The organism is Candidatus Pelagibacter sp. Uisw_130 (genome assembly GCF_047722505.1).
Taxonomy (GTDB): domain Bacteria; phylum Pseudomonadota; class Alphaproteobacteria; order Pelagibacterales; family Pelagibacteraceae; genus Pelagibacter.
Genome location: NZ_CP159814.1, coordinates 38,606 through 58,189 on the forward strand (window position 1 = coordinate 38,606; position 19,584 = coordinate 58,189).

The following is a 19,584-nucleotide window of genomic DNA, read 5'->3' on the forward strand; positions in this document are numbered from 1 at the left end:
TTCTATCAAATGTCTTCAAAATTAAAAGTATTGCAAGTAATTCCTAAACTTGGATATGGGGGTGCAGAAACAGGCTGTTATGATCTTGCACACTATTTACCAGAAAATAATTGTAGTTCTTATATCGTAACTAGCGGAGGAGAATTATTAAAATTTATTGATAGAAAAAAAGTAAAAGTAATAAAACTTCCCGTCCATAGTAAAAATCCATTTTTAATGCTCTTTAATTCAATAGCTTTGATTTTTATTATTTTACTAAATAATATATCTATTGTTCACGCAAGAAGCCGGGCTCCAGCCTGGTCTTGTTTGTTTGCAACAAAAATCACAAGAAGAAAGTTTGTTACAACTTTTCATGGCACTTATAATTTTAAAAATGCACTTAAAAAATTTTATAATTCAGTAATGGTTAGATCAGATTTGATAATAGCAGGATCAAATTTTATTTTTTCACATATTAATAAAAATTATCCAAAATATTTGGATTTAAAAAAAAAATTCTTAGTTATTTTTAGAGGTATTAATGTTGATTATTTTGACTCATCAACAACCTTGGATGCTGAAGAAAATAGACTTACTTCTGATTGGGAAATTGATAAGATTAAAAAAATGATCTTAATGCCAGGTCGGTTAACTGCTTGGAAAGGACAGGAGACATTTATTGAAGCATTAAATCTTGTTAATAAAGAACTAGGATATGATTCTTTTAATGCAGTTATTTTAGGTAGTGATCAAGGAAGAGACATTTATACAAAAAAAATTAAAAGATTAGCTGAGCAATATAGGTTAACTAGTCAGTTAAAATTTATAGAACATTGTAAAAATATGCCGGTAGCCTACAAAATATCAGACATTGTTGTTTCGGCCTCAGTAGAGCCCGAAGCTTTTGGAAGGGTAGCAGTAGAAGCTCAATCAATGGAAAAACTAATAATAGCAAGTGATATAGGAGGATCTAACGAAACAATAGTTGATAAGCAAACAGGTTTTTTATTTAAATCTGGTGATCCAGAGTCTTTATGTAAAAAAATAGTGGAAGCCTTACAATTTGATGAATCTAGATTGAAATCTATAGGTATAGAAGGTAGAAAAAATGTAATTAAGAAATTTAATGTTGAAAAAATGTGTTTTTCTACATATTCAGAATACAAAAAATTATTAAATTAAATGCCATTAATCACATTGCCAGATGGAAACACTATAGATTTTCCAAACAAAGTAACAGGACTAGAGGTTGCAGAGAAGATTAGCAAATCTTTATCTAAGCAAGCAAGTGTAATAAGTGTAAATAATGAGCTTAAAGATCTAAGCTATATTATAGATAAAGATTGTTCTATTAAGATTTTTACTTCTAAAGATAAAGAAGGCTTAGAAACTATACGTCACGACACAGCACACATAACTGCAATGGCTGTTCAAGAGCTCTTTCCAGGAACACAAGTAACAATTGGTCCAATTATAGAAAATGGATTTTATTATGATTTCTCAAGAAAAGAACCCTTCACAGAGGATGATTTAAATAAAATTGAAAATAAGATGAAAGAAATTGTTGATAGAGATGTTCTAACTACAAGAGAGGTGTGGAATAGAGATAAGGCGATATCCCATTTTAAAGATATGGGCGAAAAATATAAAGCCGAAATTATTGAAAGCATTCCACAAGGAGAAGATGTCTCTATTTACTTTCATGGAGATTGGCACGATTTATGTAGAGGTCCACACCTATCTTCAACAGGAAAAATTGGAAAATTCTTTAAATTAACAAAAGTATCAGGAGCTTATTGGAGAGGCGACTCTAATAATGAAATGCTACAAAGAATTTATGGAACAAGTTGGGCATCACAAAAAGATTTGGATGAATATTTGAAAAGAATAGAGGAAGCAGAAAAAAGAGATCATCGAAAACTTGGAAAGGAAATGGATTTATTTCATTTTAGAGAAGAAAGTCCAGGATCAGTCTTTTGGCATGAGAAAGGCTGGAAACTATTTCAAAAATTAGTTGCTTATATGAGGGGAAGACAAGAAAGGGCTGGCTATAAAGAGGTAAATACTCCCGAAGTTTTAGATAGAGCTCTTTGGGAAAAGTCAGGTCACTGGGAAAAATATGGAGAGCACATGTACACCTCCCAAACTCCTGATGAAAAGATATTTGCAATCAAACCAATGAATTGTCCTGGACATGTACAAGTTTTTAATCAAGGCTTAAAAAGTTATAGAGATCTTCCTTTAAGAATTTCAGAATTTGGAAAAGTGCACAGGTATGAACCCTCAGGTGCTCTACATGGATTGTTAAGAGTTAGAGCATTTACTCAAGATGATGCTCATATTTTTTGCACAGAAGATCAAATTACATCAGAGTGTTTGATTGTTACTAATTTGATTTTAGATATTTATAAAGATCTCGGGTTTGAAAATGTAATATTAAAATATTCAGACAGACCAGATTTAAGAGTTGGTAATGATAATGTTTGGGACAAAGCAGAGAAAGCTTTGTTAGATGCAGTTAAAGCCTCAAACCTTGAATACACGATTAATAAAGGAGAGGGAGCATTCTATGGTCCAAAAATTGAATTTGTTTTAAGAGATGCTATTGGAAGAGATTGGCAATGTGGAACTTTACAAGTAGATCTTAATTTACCAGGAAGGCTAGATGCTTCTTTTGTTGATAAAGATGGAACTAAAAAAATTCCAGTAATGCTTCATAGAGCTTTGTTTGGGTCATTAGAAAGATTTATCGGAATTCTTATAGAAAACTATGCAGGTAAATTTCCATTTTGGATAGCACCCTTGCAAGCAGTTGTGATTCCTATTTCAGAAGAGTTTGATTCTTATGCAAAAGAAGTAAATGAAAAAATTAATAATGTTGGTGTGAACTCTGAAGTAGATTTAAAAAACCATAATTTGAATTATAAAATTAGAGAGCACTCACTATCAAAAATACCACTTTTATTAATTTGCGGTAAAAAAGAAGTTGACAGTAACTCAGTAACGATTAGAAGATTAGATAATAACAAACAAGAAAATATGGAATTAAACTTATTTTTAAAAAAATTCTCAGCTTTAAATAAAGCACCCTCAAACTAAGTGGCAGATTTTAAAGGAAATTACTTTCAAAGAAGAACTAAAGACAGAGGACCTAAGTCCAATAATAGGATTACTGCGCCAGAAGTTCAGGTTATTGGAAGTGATGGTGATAACATAGGAATATTAAATACTAATGAAGCCATATCAATGGCCAAAGAGCAAGGATTGGATTTAATTGAAATAGCTCCAAACGCAAAACCACCTGTATGTAAAATTATTGATATGGGTAAATTTAAATATGATGCTCAAAAAAAAGCAAATGTTGCTAAAAAGAAACAAAAAATTGTTTTATTGAAAGAAATTAAAATGAGACCAGTTACAGAGACTCATGATTATGATTTTAAGGTTAAAAATGCTAAAAAATTTATTGGAAAAGGTGACAAGGTAAAATTTACAATACGATTCAAAGGAAGAGAGCTACAACACTCACACTTAGGTAGAGAATTAATGGATAAGATAAAAACTGATATGCAAGATATTGGCAAAGTCGAATTACACCCAAAGTTTGATGGAAAACAAATGATCATGGTTATTCAGCCTTTATAAGGCTTAATAGAGGTTGTAAATCCATTCCAATATTTGTATAAGTCCGCAGAATTATGCCAAAATTAAAAACTAAAAGTTCAGCAAAGAAAAGATTTAAGATCTCAGCTACTGGTAAAGTTATGATGGCTCAAGCTGGAAAGAGACATGGTATGATTAAAAGAACAAATTCACAAATTAGAAAATTAAGAGGCACGACTGCAATGTCAAAACAAGATGGCAAAATAGTTAAATCTTACATGCCTTACAGTTTAAGAGGATAAAATGGCTAGAGTAAAAAGAGGCGTAACAAGTCACGCTAAACATAAAAAAGTTTTAAAAGCTGTCAAAGGTCAATGGGGCAGAAGAAAAAATACTATAAGAGTTGCAAAGCAAGCTATGGAAAAAGCCATGCAATATGCTTACAGAGACCGTAGAACTAAAAAAAGAGAATTTAAATCTTTATGGATACAAAGGATTAATGCAGGTGTTAGATCTGAAGGAATAACATATTCAAAATTTATTAATGGCTTAACTAAATGTGGAATTAAGTTAGATAGAAAAATACTAGCTGAAATAGCATACGATAGCCCAGAAGCCTTTAAAACGATCGTTCAAAAAGCTCAATCGGCACTAAATTAATCTTCACTATTGTTTTTCTTCGGTGAAGAAATAATCTCTCAATATGTCTGATATTAAAAAAATAAAAGATGAATTTCTTTTAAAGTTAAAAGAAAATTTAGATTTAAATCAAGTTAATCAAATTAAAACAGAACTATTTGGTAAAACTGGTTTGATTAGTTCACAATTCAAATTACTTGGAAAATTAGCAGAGGAAGAAAGAAAGAAATTTGCATCAGATTTAAACTTAGTCAAAAACGAACTTGAAAATTTGATTACTACAAAAATTAACGATATTGAAACAAAAGAGATTAACAAAAAGTTAGAAAAAGAAAAAATAGATATAACTTTGCCAGAAAGGCCTTTTGTTCAGGGAAAAATTCATCCTGTATCTCAAGTTATAGATGAAATTTCTTCAATTTTTTCAGAAATTGGTTTTAGTGTAAAAGAAGGACCAGATGTTGAAAATGAATATAATAATTTTACTGCATTAAATACGCCTGATAACCATCCTGCAAGAGATATGCATGATACTTTTTATTTAGATGATGCAAAAGAATTATTATTAAGAACACATACTTCTCCAGTTCAAATTAGAACAATGCTTAATGATAAACCACCTTTTAAAATAATAGCACCTGGCAGAACATATAGATCTGACAGTGATCAAACCCATACACCAATGTTCCATCAAGTTGAGGGTCTACATATCGATAAAAATATTAATATGGGGCACTTAAAAGGATGTTTAAATTATTTTATTAAAGAGTTTTTTGAAGTTGATAAAATTAAAATGAGATTTAGACCTAGTCATTTCCCATTTACAGAGCCATCTGCAGAAGTTGATATTGGTTATGAAATAAAAGATGGAAAAATAGTAATTGGGGAAGGTAATAAATGGCTAGAAGTTTTAGGCTGTGGAATGGTTCATCCCAATGTTTTAAAAAATGTTAAAGTAAATCCTGATGAATTCCAAGGTTATGCATTTGGAATAGGAATAGATAGGCTCGCAATGTTAAAATATGGCATTAATGATTTAAGAGCCTTTTTTGATTGTGACTATAGATGGCTAAATCATTTTGGATTTGATCCAATAGATGTCCCAACAAACTATAGGGGTTTAAGCCGATGAAGATTACAACAGCATGGCTTAAAGATCATTTAGATACCAAACTTAATGAAAATCAAATCATCGATAAACTTACAGATATTGGTTTAGAAGTAGAGGGTGTTGATAGTCAATCAGGAGAGCTTGATAAATTTGTAATTGCCAAAATTTTGAAGGCTGAAAAGCATCCTGATGCAGATAGGCTTAAAGTATGCGATGTTGATATAGGTTCAGGTGAACCAGTAAAAGTTGTTTGTGGAGCTCCAAATGCTAAAGAAGGTTTATTAACAATTTATGCTCCTCCTGGTGCTGTAGTACCAAAAAGCCAAATGAAATTGGTGGTAAGTAAAATAAGAGGTGTAACCTCATATGGAATGCTTTGTTCAGAATCTGAACTTAATCTATCAAACGAAAGTGATGGCATAACAGAGCTTTTACCAGAAAAATATAATAAAAAAGTAGGAAAAAATTATTTTCCAAAAAAAATTTTAAATGTAATTGATATTTCTATTACACCAAATAGAGCAGATTGTTTAGGGGTAAGAGGGATAGCAAGAGATCTAGCTGCTGCAGGTGCGGGAATATTAATAAATCAAAAAGAAAAAAAAATTGATAAAAAAAATAAACAAATAATCAGTGTAAAAATTGAAAATGAAAAAAATCAAGCATGCATATCTTTTGGTAGTTGTTTAATTAAAGGAGTAAAAAATACTGAAAGTCCAGAGTGGTTAAAAGACAAAATAATTTCTTTAGGCCAAAAACCTATTTCGGCAATTGTTGATATTACAAATTATGTAATGTTTGACTTGAATAGACCGCTTCATGCATACGATATTGATAAAATAGATAAAGGAATAGTTGTAAGAAATTCTAAAAAAGGTGAAAAATTCGAAGCATTAGATAATAAGGAGTATAAATTAGAGGATGAGATGTGTGTCATATCAGATGCGTCAGGTGTATTAGGTCTTGGTGGTATAATAGGAGGCACAAGAACTGGAACTGAGCTAGATACAAAGAATGTATTAATTGAGTCCGCTTACTTTAGCCCACGATCAATTAGAAAATCATCTAAAACCTTAAATATAGACACAGATGCAAAATTTAGATTTGAAAGAGGTATTGACCCATTATCAATTGATCAAGGACTTGAAAGAGCAGCTAACCTAATACAAGAAATATGCGGTGGTGAAGTTAGTGAATTTGATATTCAAAAAATTGAAGATGTTAAAAAAAATTCATTAAAATTTGATCCTTCTTTTTTTAAAAAAATTACTGGGTTTAATATCGACACAAAAGAAATGATCACAATCTTAGATAATTTAGGATTTGAAATAAAAGAAAACAAAGGATTACTTGATATTGTTATACCATCTTGGAGACCAGATATTTCACAAGAAGTTGATGTGGTAGAAGAACTCGTAAGAATTAAGGGTTATGATCAAATTAAAATTATTGAACCTGAAAAAGTTAGAAAAAAACAAACATTAAATTTAAAACAAAAGTTATTTCATTTTTTACAAAGATCTATTGCTTCTAAGGGCTATTTTGAGGCTATTACATGGTCTTTTACTGATAGCAAAATTAATCAATTATTTATTGAAGATAATAAAGAAATTAAAATAATTAATCCTATAAGTTCTGATTTGAACGTTTTGCGAAGTTCAATTTTTTCTAATTTGATTATCCATTTGAATAAGAATTTAGGAAGAGGATTTAAAGATTTGTCATTTTTTGAAATAGGACCAACTTTTTTAGGATCTGAGCCAGGTGAGCAACAGACTGTAGCTACTGGATTAAGATCAGGAAAATTGGCTAGGCAAAGCTGGTTGGAAAAAGAAAGACCAGTTGATGTATTTGATGTTAAAAGTGATGTCATCAAAAGTTTAGTTGAAGCAGGTTATAATAAAGACAAGCTCTATATTGATGATGAAACACCAAGCTATTATCACCCTGGAAAATCAGGAAGAATATTTCTTAACAAAGGCAAAGAAAAAGAGGTTGCCTTTTTTGGCGACATTCACCCAGGTATATTAAAAAAATTAGATATTAAAGTTGAAGCATTAGTGGGATTTGAAATATTTTTAGATAATTTAAAACAGCCAAAAAAATCATTAAAAGATCAAAAAACTCAGTATAAATATTCAGATTTTCAAAAATCAGAAAGAGATTTTGCTTTTGTTTTAGATAAAAATTTTAAAGTTCAAGAATTAATCGAAACCATCTCTAATGTAGACAAAGAATTAATAAAATCTGTCAAAGTATTCGATGTTTATGAAGGAACCAATATTCCTGAAGGCAAAAAATCAATTGCATTAAATGTAATTATTCAATCTCTAGAAAAAACATTGACTGAAGAAGATTTAAAAAAAATTAATCAATTTATTATTTCTGCTGTTGAATCTAAAACTGGTGCGAAGATCAGATCATAATCATGACAAAAATTGACCACATCAGAAACTTTGCAATTATTGCGCATATTGATCACGGTAAATCAACAATCGCAGATAGGATAATTCATAGATGTGGTGGTCTTACTGAAAGAGAAATGAAGGCACAAGTTCTAGACTCAATGGATATTGAGAGAGAAAGAGGAATAACTATTAAGGCTCAAACTGTTAAACTTAATTATAAAGCAAAAAATGGAAAAGAGTACATTCTAAATATTATTGATACTCCTGGACACGTAGATTTTAGCTATGAAGTTAGTAGATCTCTGTATGCATGTGAAGGATCTATTTTAATTGTTGATAGTACTCAAGGAGTGGAGGCTCAAACATTGGCTAATGTTTATCAAGCTTTAGACACCAAACATGAGATAGTACCTGTACTAAATAAAGTTGATTTACCAGCATCAGATTTAGAAAAAACAAAACAAGAAATAGAAGAAGTTATCGGTATTGATACTGAAAATGCCATACCTTGTTCTGGAAAAACAGGTGAGGGCATAGAAGGTATTCTAGAACAAATTATTGTGTCACTACCAGCTCCAGAAGGAGAAAAAGATGCAGATCTAAAATGTTTATTGGTTGATAGTTGGTATGACACTTATTTAGGTGTGGTTATTTTAGTAAGAGTTATTAATGGAAAAATTTCTAAAAATATGAAGATAAAGATGATGTCCACTAATCAAGAATATATAATTGAAAAAGTAGGTGTGTTTACTCCAAAAGCAACAGATGTTAACGAACTAAATGCTGGAGAAATTGGTTTTATAACGACAGGAATAAAAATTTTATCAGAAACAAAAGTTGGAGACACAATTTGTGACGCAACTAAACCTCCTCAAGATGCTCTACCAGGATTTAAACCAAGCAAGCCGGTTGTATTTTGTGGATTATTTCCTGTGGATAGCTCGGAATATCAAAAGCTAAAAGATGGCTTAGGCAAACTTCAACTCAACGATGCTAGTTTTTCTTTTGAAGCAGAATCTTCATCTGCACTAGGACTTGGTTTTAGATGTGGTTTTTTGGGTCTCTTACATTTAGAAATTATAACTGAAAGACTAGAAAGAGAATTTGATATAAATTTATTAACAACAACACCCGGTGTAGTTTACAAAGTGCACATGAATAAAGGGGAAATAATAGAGCTACAAAACCCTTCAAGTTTACCTGAACCAACTTTAATCAAATTTATTGAGGAGCCTTGGATTAAAGCAACAATCATTACTCCAGATCAATATTTAGGATCCATTATAAAAGTTTGCCAAGATAAAAGAGGTTTGCAAACAAACTTAAGTTATTCTGGAAATAGAGCAGTTTTAAATTATGAAATTCCACTAAATGAAGTGGTTTTTGACTTTAATGATCGACTTAAATCAATGACAAGTGGCTACGCTAGTTTTGATTATGAGATTATAGGGCATAGAGAGGGAGATTTAGTAAAACTAGGAATTCTTGTAAATGCTGAGCCAGTTGATGCATTATCAATGATGGTTCATAAAGATTTTGCCCAAACAGTAGGAAGGGAAGTTTGTGAAAAACTGAAAGATTTAATCCCGCGTCATAACTTCATGATTCCCGTACAGGCTGCCATTGGAGGAAAAATTATAGCAAGAGAAACAATCAAGGGTTTTAAAAAAGACGTATTAACTAAAATTCATGGTGGTGGCGCTCGAGATAGAAAAAGAAAATTATTAGATAAACAAAAAAAGGGTAAGGCCAGAGGTAAGCAATTTGGAAGGGTTGAAATACCCCAGGAAGCATTCATTGGGGTACTAAAAATTAACAAGGAGAAATAAATATGAAATTTTTAAGAGAAAAGATACGTAATATTAAGTATGATTTGAAGTTTTTTAATAGAAATAAAGAAACAAGATTAAATTATACTGTTAACTCATCATCAAATTCGAAATTAACAGAATTAATGAATTTACATGGTAGCGACAAAGGAGGGAAAAATAATCATCATAATTATAGTGAATATTACTCAGAAATATTTTTCAATAAGAGAAAAGAGATAAAAAATTTTATAGAAATTGGCTTGGGTACAAATAATATAAATTTGCCAAGTAACATGGGGGCAACAGGCGTGCCATTAGCATCATTACGTGCATGGAGAGATTATTTTAAAAATGCAGATATATATGGAGCTGACATAGATAAAAATATACTAGTAAATGAAAATAGAATTAAAACATTTTTTGTTGACCAAACAAAGCCAGAAACAATCAAGGCATTATTTAAAAATGTAGGAATCGATAGTTTTGACATAATACTTGAAGACGGGTTACATGAATATAATGCAAATATTTGTTTTTTTGAAAATTCAATAGAATATTTAAGGGATGATGGAATTTATATAATAGAAGATATATATTATAAAGATAAGGAAAAGTTTATTAATTATTTTAAAAAAACTAACTATAATTATTCTATAGTGGATATATTTCATGAAAAAAATATTGCAAATAACTGTCTCGTTATAGTTCGTAAAAATGACTAGAAATAAAATATATGATTGTATAACTTTTTTTGATGAAAATTTGCTAGTTAACTCAAGGTTTGAAATTTTAAAAGAGGTTGTTGATTATTTTATAGTTTGTGAGTCTAGTTATGACCATAAAGGTAATAAAAAAAAAATAAATTTTGAACTACAGAATCATAAATTTAGAGATAAGGTAAGACACATCGTAATTAAAGAGCAGTTTCCAGATTTAAAAGATGGATGGAAATGTGAAGCCTACCAAAGAGAAAAAATTTTGGAGGGGATATCAGATGCGCAAGAAAATGATTTTATTATGTATTCAGATTCTGACGAAATACCAAACCCAAGTGCTATAAAAAATATTAATTTAAAAAAAAAGTATGGCATATTTTTACAAAAATTTTTTACATATAAGATTAATATCTTCAATAAATATGAATCACCGTGGGAAGGAACCAGAGTGTGTAGAAGAAAAAATTTAAAAGGTATTAATTTTATGAAAAAAAAAATTAAATCTAAAAATATTAATAAACCCTTTTGGAATTTTAATATTGAAAAAAGTATTGAAATATATCAAGATGGTGGATGGCATTTTAACAATTTGTATAACGCGAGTACAATTTCTACAAAGTTAAAAGTTTCCCCGCACCAAGAATTTAGCAGTGATGAATTTTCAAATATTTCTATAATAGAAGATAAAATTTCAAATTTAACAGATTTATATGGTAGAGGTCATAAATATGAAAAAATAAAAATTAACTCATCATATCCAGACTATATTGCAGCAAATATAAGCAAGTTCAAAGATTATATTTTATGAAATTTAAAACGTTTGTTGAAATTTATTATTTACACAGAATAAAAAAAGCAAGTTTTTTTAAAAAAATTTATATTTTTTTTTTGTTACCATTTGTTTATTTAGTAAATAAATTTTTTTTTCCAAGTATTAAAAACTTAGATCATTATAGTAAAAAAAATGAATATCTATTTAAAAAAGATCTAAAGTTTTTATTTGAGTTTTTTAATAGTGACAAAGGAGAGTTCTTTTATAATCAATATCAAAAACCAATTAAAAAAGAAAATTATTTGATTAAAGGTCATAACTATCATTCATTTTATGAGAAATATTTTTCAGACAAAAAAGAACACAATTTAAATATTTTAGAATTAGGATCTTTCAAGGGCAATGCTGCTGCTGCTTTTTTTTTTTATTTTAAAAAAGCAAAAATATTCTCTGGAGATATTTTTCCAGATCTGTTTACATATAAATCTGATAGAATTAAAAATTTTTGTATCAATACAAGCTCAAAAATTGAGTTAACAAAAAAATTGTTAGAAAAAGACATAAGTTATGATTTTATTATTGAAGATGCAGGACATTATCTCAAAGATCAAATTATAAGTCTATTTGTGCTTTTTCCCAAGTTAAAATCAAATGGTATATTCGTAATCGAAGAGCTTGATTTTCCTGACACCAGAATTGATATGAATATTCACAATGAAAAGCCAACCTTACGAGATATTTTAAGCATAATTAAAAATAATAATGATTTTGATTCCAAGTACATAACTACAGGTGAAAAAAATTATTTTATAAATAATTTTAAAAAAATTAATATCTTTAAAGGTAAATACAATGAAATAGCATTTATTGAAAAAAAATGACCTCAGATAAATTAAACATTTTTTGTGTTACAAATAAAACGGTATCTCATATAGAAAAATCAAATTATAAAATAGCTGCTGTTGGAAAGGGTAGCTTTCCAGACACTTACTTAAAATCAGACACTTTAAATAATATTTTTTACAAAGAGGAATATTATTCTGAACTTACTTTTCATTATTGGTATTGGAAAAATTTACTTAAAATTTCTGATAATGGTTGGGTTGGATTTTGTCAAAAAAGAAGATTTTGGATTAAATCTTCTTCTTCAAAAGATATTATATCTAAAGAAAATATTAAAGAACATCTATTAGTAGAACCAGAGAATGACTGGAATAAATATCAGTCTATTATATGTAAGCCAATAAGCGTGGCAGGTGCTAAAAGACTGAAGATTTTAAAAAGAGGCTGGAGATCAGTGATTAAAAAACCATCAATATTATTCAATGAAGAAAAACATAATATAAAATTACACTTTGACATGCACCATGGATATGGAAATTTAGAACGAGCAATTGATCTACTTGACGTAGAAGATAAAAGTGATTTTAATAATTATGTAATTAACAACAGTATATTTAATCCACATATTATGTTTATTGCTAAAAAAGATATATTAAATAAATGGTTTAGCAAACTATTTCCATGGCTTGAAAAATGTGAAAACCAATTTGGCTTTGATAATTTAAAGGGTTACGATACAAAAAGACTGTATGCTTTTCTGGCTGAAAGGTACCTTTCTTTTTGGTTTAAAAAATATACTGTCTACAAAGAACATCCTTGGGTATTTATTGACAGTTAAGGAGAGATGGCTGAGTGGTTTAAAGCGCACGCTTGGAAAGTGTGTGTACTGTTAAAGGTACCCAGGGTTCGAATCCCTGTCTCTCCGCCAAAAATTAAAAACTATTTAAAGAAGGGACTTATTTATCCACTTTCTGGGAATTGGTATAATTAATTTTCCTATTTTTTTTATAAAAATGTTATAGTAATTAAATTTTCCATTACAAAAATATGAAAAACAATTCAACATATCAAGCAGACTCCATTAAAGTTTTAAAAGGTCTTGAGGCAGTTAGGAAAAGGCCAGGAATGTATATTGGTGATACAGATGATGGAACTGGCTTACATCATATGGTCTATGAGGTTGTAGACAACTCAATTGATGAAGCTTTAGCAGGACATTGCAAAAACATAGAAGTTAAAATAAATTCTGATGGAACCATTACTGTTAGAGATGATGGTAGAGGAATTCCTGTAGACATGCATAAAGGTGAAAAAATGTCTGCCGCAGAAGTTATTATGACGCAACTACATGCTGGTGGAAAATTTGATCACGATTCTTATAAAGTATCAGGTGGACTTCATGGAGTTGGAGTTTCAGTTGTTAATGCATTATCTGAAAAATTAAAGTTAGAAATAGATAGGGATGGAAATAGATATTTTATAGAATTTAAAGATGGGGCCTCAAAAGCACCCCTGAAAGTTATAGGAAAATCAAAAGAAACTGGAACACAAATAACTTTTTTACCATCAAAAGAAATATTCTCTTCAATTAAATTTACTCCAAATATAATTATTAAAAGAATGCGTGAACTTGCATTTTTGAACAAGGGAATAAAAATAACCGTTAATGACTTAAATCAAAAAAAAGAAAAAATAATTGTATTTAAATTCGATGGCGGAGTTTTAGAGTTTGTTGATTTTTTAGATGAAAAAAGAGAAAAACTTGTAAATAAAACAGGTAATGATTTATTTAAGAAGCCCATTTATATTGAAGGAAAAAAAGACAATATTGAAATTGAATGTTCTTTAAAGTGGAATGCAAGCTACGGAGAAGATATCTATCCATATACAAATAATATTTATCAAAAAGATGGTGGTACTCATTTATTAGGATTTAGAAGTGCACTTACTAGAGTAATTAATAAATATGCTACAGAACATAATTTATTAAAAAAAAACAAATTAACCATTTCAGGAGATGATATTAAAGAAGGTCTTACATGTGTAATTTCAGCAAAGATACCTGATCCTAAATTTTCTTCTCAAACAAAAGATAAGCTTGTTTCATCAGAAGTTAGAATGATTGTGGAAAGCATTGTTAGTGAAAAACTTTCAATATGGTTTGATCAAAACCCGACTTTATCAAAGATCATTTTAGCTAAAGTAATGCAGGCAGCTCTAGCAAGAGATGTTGCTAGAAAGGCTAGAGAAAATGTTAGACGTAAGGGCGCTTTAGAATTAAGTGGATTACCTGGAAAATTAGCAGACTGTCAAATAGGTAAACAAGAAGGAACAGAATTATTTATCGTTGAGGGAGATTCTGCTGGTGGCTCTGCTAAACAAGGAAGAAATAGGTCAAATCAAGCTGTTTTACCACTAAGAGGTAAAATTCTTAATACTTATGTTGAAGAGATTGTTCTTAAAAAAAATAGTAATAGAGATGGTGGTGAACATAGAACAAAATCTTTAGCAAAAATGATGTCATCCAATGAAGTGGTGACCTTAATTAATGCACTTGGCCTTGATCCAAAAGTTGAAGATATTGATTTGAAAGATTTAAGATATGGAAAAATTATTATCATGACCGATGCCGATGTTGATGGTTCTCATATACGAGCACTGTTGCTAACATTCTTTAATAACAAGCCATTTAATAAACTAATAGAAAATGGACATGTTTATCTAGCACAGCCACCTTTATTCAAAATTAACAAAGGAACAAAGGGTATTTATATAAAGGATGAAAAAGAGTTAGAAGATTATATTTTAAAGAATAACAAAGAATTGCAAAAAATTAAAAAAGGGACAAAAGAATTTATTAAGGCTTATGAAGATGAAAAATCTAGAATGAGCATTCAAAGATTTAAGGGATTAGGGGAGATGAACCCAGAAGAGCTATGGAATACCACGCTGGACCCTGAAACAAGAAATTTATTACAAGTACAATACTCAAAAGATATAAAAAAAGATCAAGATTTAATACATACATTAATGGGTAATGATGTTGCGTTAAGAAAAGATTTTATTGTTTCAAATGCTATTAATGTTCAAAATCTAGATATCTAATAATGAAGTTTTTCGAAACTTCAAAATATTTTTCATTAAAAAAATCGACTTACATCAATTTAAGGTGGATTGCTATTATTGGTCAGCTTATAACAATTAATCTTATTTATTTTGTATTTGGTTTTAAATTTAATTTAATTTTAGAAAATTCAATAATTTTAATTGGAGTATTAAGTAATCTTTATTTAATCTACATTAATAAGAATACTCAACTATTAGATAAAACGGCATTTCTTTTTTTATTTATTGATATTTTACAGCTGAGTTGTTTGATTTATTTGACAGGTGGAATTATAAATCCTTTCTCAATTTTTTTGATTATTCCAGCTATATTTTCATCATCAAATTTAGGTTTTAGAAGTAATTTATTGTTAGTCAGTTTTACAGTTTTAATAATTATTTTTCTTACTTTTTTTAATCAACCCTTACCCTATCCAGTTAGTGAACATTTTCACGTAGATAGTTATTATTATTATTCAATTCCAATAGCATTAATTGTTGCTTTAATTTTCTTAAATTATTTTGCTTTAACCTTTGGATCAGAATCGAGAATAAGGAAAGAGGCTCTCAATAAAATGGAAGAAATTATGTCAAAAGAACATGAGTTATTGTCATTAGGTGGGCAAGCTGCTGCTGCTGCACATTCATTAGGCACACCATTTTCAACAATGAAGATTATTTCCACTGATTTACTAGAGCAATTTAAAGATAATAAAGATGTTAAAAAAGATATTGAATTATTGTCTAGTCAATTGGAGAGATGTAGTGAGATTTTAAAAAAATTAACATTAAACCCTGTTATTGAAGATGATTTTATTGATGGTGATTTAACAATATCAGACTATGTAGATGAAATAATCAAGTCATTCCAACAAACAAGTACGAAAAATTTTATTGTTAATTATGATCAAAATTCAAATCTACTTAATATAACCAAATCAATAGAAATTGTTTATGGACTGAGAAACTTTATTGGTAATGCAAATAAGTTTTCTGTAAATAAAATTTTTATTAATATAAAAAGTGATAATGATTTAACGGAAGTTATAATAGAAGATGATGGAGAGGGATATCCAAAAGATGTTTTGAGTAAAATTGGTGAACCTTATATTAAATCTGTTAAGTCTTCAATAAAATCAAAATCAGGATTAGGTCTTGGAATTTTTATTGGCAAAACTCTACTTGAAAAAAATTATGCAAATATTTTATGTAGAAATTCCAAAACACGAGGTGGAGCTGAAGTTAGCATTAAATGGAAAAATAAAGATCTTTTAAAACTTTAATGTAGTTTCTTTTTATTTTCAAATAAGCCGCTTAATTGTGAAACCATAACATCTCCAAGTTCATGCACATCTGTTATCTTAATAGCTTTATCATAATATCTAGAAACATCATGCCCAATACCGATAGCTAAAATTTCAACGTCACTCTTGGTTTCTATAAATTTAACCATCTTCTTTAAATGTTTCTCTAAAAAATCTCCTGAATTAACTGATAATGTCGAGTCATCTACTGGGGCACCATCTGAAATAACCATGAGTATTTTTCTTTCTTCTTTCCTTTTTTTAATTCTATTATAGGCCCACGAAATAGCTTCCCCATCAATATTTTCTTTCAATAATCCCTCTTTAAGCATTAAACCTATATTATTTTTAGCCTGCCTCCACTGTGTGTCAGCGCCTTTATAAATTATATGTCTTAAATCATTTAATCTTCCAGGATTTTTAGGTTTATCATTTTTAGCCCAAGCCTCTCTGCTCTTACCACCTTTCCAATTTTTTGTGGTAAATCCTAAAACCTCTACTTTTACTGAGCATCTTTCTAAGGTTCTAGATAATATATCCGCACAAAGTGCAGCGATTGTTATTGGTCGACCTCTCATGGAACCAGAATTGTCTATTAACAGTGTTACGATTGTATCTTTAAAATCAAGATCTTTTTCTTTCATAAAAGATAATGAATTATAAGGATCCATAATTATTCTAGTTAATTTTGAACTATCTAATAAACCTTCTTCTAAATCAAACTCCCAAGCTCTATTTTGTTTTGCAAGAAGCTGCCTTTGTAATTTGTTAGCAAGCTTAGTAATTAAATCTTGAAACCCAACAAGTTGTTGGTCCAAATTTTTTCTTAATTTTTGTGTTTCTTTTATATCTTCTAATATTTCAGCTTTTGCAATTTCATCAAATTCTGTGGTGAATACCTTATAATCTTGATCGATATTATTAATATCTGTTTTTTGTAAAACATTTTCTGTACTATCTTTTAAAGAATCCGAATCCTGTAATTGTTCTTCCATCTGTTGATCGCTAAGATCAAAACCAGCGTCTAGGCTAGCCTGGCTATCTCCTTGTTTATTTTCTTCTTCTTTGTCATCGGACTGACTATCATTATCGTTCTCAGATTTATTGTCTTGCTCATTTTCTTGTTCATCATTTTCTTCATTCTTCTCCTCATTACTTGAAGCAAAGACATCCATATTTTCTAAGATTTCTGAAAATTTTAAACTATAATTATTTTGATCTTCTAAGTTTTTATTTAAAAAATCAAAATGCTTGTCAATTGACTCATCAAACTCTTTTTTCCAAAAACCTAACATTTTTTCAGACACATCATTAAGCTTTAATTTAAAGAACTTATTTAACATATATAGTTCGAAAGCTTCAGTCACAGGAACATCCTCTTTATTTTTCGATTGCTCTTTAAGATTGGAGAGTATTTTTTGGCTATAGTTTTCACTTAAATTTTGCCCAACTCCTTTGAGCATTTTGCCACCCAGAAGTTCATATCTAATTTTTTCAGTAATATTATATAAAGATTTGCAAGAAGGATTATTAGGTAAGTTTTTATCAAATATCTCTTTATTTGAAAATTTTTTCTTTAAGGCGCCCGAGTCAGTTTCTGCCCTCAGTCTAACAAAATCACTCTTATTTGATAAATTAGTTACATCAAAAAAATTAGTTTTCTTATTACTTAAATCTTTATCTAATTTTTTAACATCTAATTTATAATCTTCAGAGATTACTTTTGCAGTGGAAATTAAAGCTTGTTTAAATTGCTCTTTAAAATTATCTTCTTTTGTGCTCATTTAGATTTGAATATTAACCATCGACTCTGGCAACTCTTCTCCAAAACATCTCTGATAATATTCAGCTATTGTATTTTTCTCTATGTCGTCACACTTATTTAAAAAAGTAACTCTAAAAGCATAACCTGTGTCTTTGAAAATTTCAGCATTTTCAGCCCAATGAAGTACCGTCCTTGGACTCATTACCGTTGATATATCTCCCGCTATAAAGCCTTTTCTAGTCAAAGATGCAACTTTAATCATGTTGGATACTTTTTCTTTACCCTTTGGATTGTTTAAACTTTTATTTTTAGCAAGAACGATTTCCATTTCTCTATCGAGACTAAGATAGTTTAGAGATGTTACAATATTCCATCTATCCATTTGTCCTTGGTTTATTTGTTGGGTACCATGGTACAATCCTGTTGTATCTCCTAAACCAACTGTATTTGAAGTTGCAAATAATCTAAAAAATTTATTTTGTTTAATAACTTTATTTTTATCTAAAAGAGTAAAATTCCCTTCAGCTTCCAACACCCTTTGAATAACAAACATCACGTCTGGCCTTCCCGCATCATACTCATCAAAAACAAGCGCAACAGGGTTTTGAATAGACCAAGGTAAAATACCTTCTTTAAACTCTGTAATTTGTTTGCCATCTTTTACAACAATTGCATCTTTTCCAATAAGATCAATCCTACTTACGTGACTGTCTAAGTTTACTCTAATACAAGGCCAGTTTAATCTAGCTGCAATTTGTTCAATGTGAGTAGACTTTCCTGTACCATGATAGCCCTGAACCAAGACACGCTTATTAAACGCAAAGCCTGATATGATAGCAAGAGTGGTATCTTTATCAAATTTATAATTTTTATCTATTTCAGGAACGTATTCGCTTCTTTTTGAGAAAGCGTCAACTTCCATATCTGAATCAATTCCAAAACTTTGTTTTAAAGACATCTTAATGTCTGGCTGTATATTTAAATTAGGTGTCAATTTTTTCCTTATAAGTATTTTTTAGCTGAGTGTAAGCCAAAGTAATTAATTTAAGTTTTTCTTCGTATTCTTTATTTCCCAAATTAATATCAGGGTGAAATTTTTTGACAAGAGTTTTGAACTGATCTTGTATTTGTTCCCATTTTTGGCCAACTGAAACACCCAGAATACTAAAAGCTTTAATATCATTAGCATCAAATTTGAATTGATTCATGTGGTTATATTCACCTCTAAGTTTGGTCTTATCAAACTCATCTTTTAAAGTATTGTTCCATAGAACTTTAAAAAAGTTATCTGAAGAGCTAAAGCTTTGAGTTGGTTTGTGCCAGGTCATATCAGACTTTAAAAAATCAAATACTTGTTCATCATCCATTCCCTTAAAATAATTCCAATTTTTATTAAATTCTTTAACGTGAGTTAAGCAAAGTAGCCTGTAGCGTTTACTATTATCTTTCTCAATTGGTGCCTTATATTCACCAGTATCAAAGCAATTATTCCAATCACAAATATTTTTCATACTGTATAGTAATA

At 29.4% G+C, this 19,584-nt stretch carries 17 protein-coding genes and 1 tRNA gene; 15 read left to right on the forward strand and 3 right to left on the reverse strand.

Annotated elements, in window-relative coordinates; translation table 11 throughout:
• The first annotated feature begins 9 nt into the window (after nt 1-9).
• From ABXT55_RS00170 to ABXT55_RS00240, 15 genes are all read left to right on the forward strand, one after another.
• Nucleotides 10-1,164 carry a glycosyltransferase family 4 protein gene (locus ABXT55_RS00170; RefSeq protein WP_415284752.1) on the forward strand — a complete coding sequence of 385 codons (1,155 nt, stop codon included), beginning with the start codon at nt 10-12 and terminating at the stop codon, nt 1,162-1,164.
• Complete coding sequence (thrS, locus tag ABXT55_RS00175) at nt 1,165-3,081, forward strand: threonine--tRNA ligase (RefSeq protein WP_415284753.1); 1,917 nt, start codon at nt 1,165-1,167, stop codon at nt 3,079-3,081.
• Nucleotides 3,082-3,627 carry a translation initiation factor IF-3 gene (infC, locus tag ABXT55_RS00180; protein WP_415284754.1) on the forward strand — a complete coding sequence of 182 codons (546 nt, stop codon included), beginning with the start codon at nt 3,082-3,084 and terminating at the stop codon, nt 3,625-3,627.
• 53 nt (nt 3,628-3,680) lie between these two features.
• A complete protein-coding gene (gene rpmI, locus ABXT55_RS00185) occupies nt 3,681-3,887 on the forward strand; it encodes a 50S ribosomal protein L35 (RefSeq protein ID WP_006997462.1) in 207 nt (68 codons plus the stop codon).
• A gap of 1 nt (nt 3,888) precedes the next feature.
• Nucleotides 3,889-4,245, forward strand: a complete 357-nt coding sequence (rplT, locus tag ABXT55_RS00190; RefSeq protein WP_415284755.1) for a 50S ribosomal protein L20 — start codon at nt 3,889-3,891, stop codon at nt 4,243-4,245.
• 43 nt (nt 4,246-4,288) lie between these two features.
• Entirely contained in the window at nt 4,289-5,356 is a 1,068-nt protein-coding gene (gene pheS, locus ABXT55_RS00195; RefSeq protein ID WP_415284756.1) for a phenylalanine--tRNA ligase subunit alpha, read from the forward strand.
• Nucleotides 5,353-7,761, forward strand: coding sequence for a phenylalanine--tRNA ligase subunit beta (gene pheT, locus ABXT55_RS00200; RefSeq protein WP_415284758.1), 2,409 nt, complete (start codon nt 5,353-5,355; stop codon nt 7,759-7,761). Before pheS ends, pheT begins: the two co-directional genes overlap by 4 nt.
• 2 nt (nt 7,762-7,763) lie before the next feature.
• Nucleotides 7,764-9,572 (forward strand): translation elongation factor 4, encoded by a 1,809-nt coding sequence (lepA, locus tag ABXT55_RS00205; protein ID WP_415284759.1) that lies wholly within the window; start codon nt 7,764-7,766, stop codon nt 9,570-9,572.
• A 2-nt stretch (nt 9,573-9,574) separates the two neighbouring features.
• Nucleotides 9,575-10,276 carry a class I SAM-dependent methyltransferase gene (locus ABXT55_RS00210; protein WP_415284761.1) on the forward strand — a complete coding sequence of 234 codons (702 nt, stop codon included), beginning with the start codon at nt 9,575-9,577 and terminating at the stop codon, nt 10,274-10,276.
• Nucleotides 10,269-11,078, forward strand: a complete 810-nt coding sequence (locus ABXT55_RS00215) for a glycosyl transferase family 17 (RefSeq protein WP_415284762.1) — start codon at nt 10,269-10,271, stop codon at nt 11,076-11,078. Before ABXT55_RS00210 ends, ABXT55_RS00215 begins: the two co-directional genes overlap by 8 nt.
• Nucleotides 11,075-11,923, forward strand: coding sequence for a hypothetical protein (locus ABXT55_RS00220; protein WP_415284763.1), 849 nt, complete (start codon nt 11,075-11,077; stop codon nt 11,921-11,923). Before ABXT55_RS00215 ends, ABXT55_RS00220 begins: the two co-directional genes overlap by 4 nt.
• Nucleotides 11,920-12,723 (forward strand): DUF4422 domain-containing protein, encoded by an 804-nt coding sequence (locus ABXT55_RS00225; RefSeq protein WP_415284764.1) that lies wholly within the window; start codon nt 11,920-11,922, stop codon nt 12,721-12,723. Before ABXT55_RS00220 ends, ABXT55_RS00225 begins: the two co-directional genes overlap by 4 nt.
• Nucleotides 12,724-12,813: transfer RNA gene (locus ABXT55_RS00230), tRNA-Ser, on the forward strand. It begins immediately after the preceding gene.
• Nucleotides 12,814-12,932: 119 nt separating this feature from the next.
• Nucleotides 12,933-14,990, forward strand: a complete 2,058-nt coding sequence (locus ABXT55_RS00235; RefSeq protein WP_415284766.1) for a DNA gyrase subunit B — start codon at nt 12,933-12,935, stop codon at nt 14,988-14,990.
• Nucleotides 14,991-14,992: 2 nt separating this feature from the next.
• Nucleotides 14,993-16,273: an ActS/PrrB/RegB family redox-sensitive histidine kinase gene (locus tag ABXT55_RS00240; RefSeq protein ID WP_415284767.1), complete on the forward strand. Its 1,281-nt coding sequence runs from the start codon at nt 14,993-14,995 to the stop codon at nt 16,271-16,273.
• On the opposite strand, the gene ABXT55_RS00245 is transcribed toward ABXT55_RS00240, so the two are convergent.
• Genes ABXT55_RS00245 through ABXT55_RS00255 form a run of 3 tightly spaced genes read right to left on the reverse strand, consistent with a single transcriptional unit; the run spans nt 16,270 to nt 19,570 of the window.
• A complete protein-coding gene (locus tag ABXT55_RS00245; RefSeq protein ID WP_415284768.1) occupies nt 16,270-18,078 on the reverse strand; it encodes a cobaltochelatase CobT-related protein in 1,809 nt (602 codons plus the stop codon). The genes ABXT55_RS00240 and ABXT55_RS00245 overlap by 4 nt on opposite strands.
• Entirely contained in the window at nt 18,079-19,053 is a 975-nt protein-coding gene (gene cobS, locus ABXT55_RS00250) for a cobaltochelatase subunit CobS (protein WP_415284769.1), read from the reverse strand.
• Nucleotides 19,043-19,570, reverse strand: coding sequence for a J domain-containing protein (locus ABXT55_RS00255; RefSeq protein ID WP_027306804.1), 528 nt, complete (start codon nt 19,568-19,570; stop codon nt 19,043-19,045). The genes cobS and ABXT55_RS00255 overlap by 11 nt, the downstream gene beginning before the upstream one ends.
• Nucleotides 19,571-19,584 lie beyond the last annotated feature (14 nt).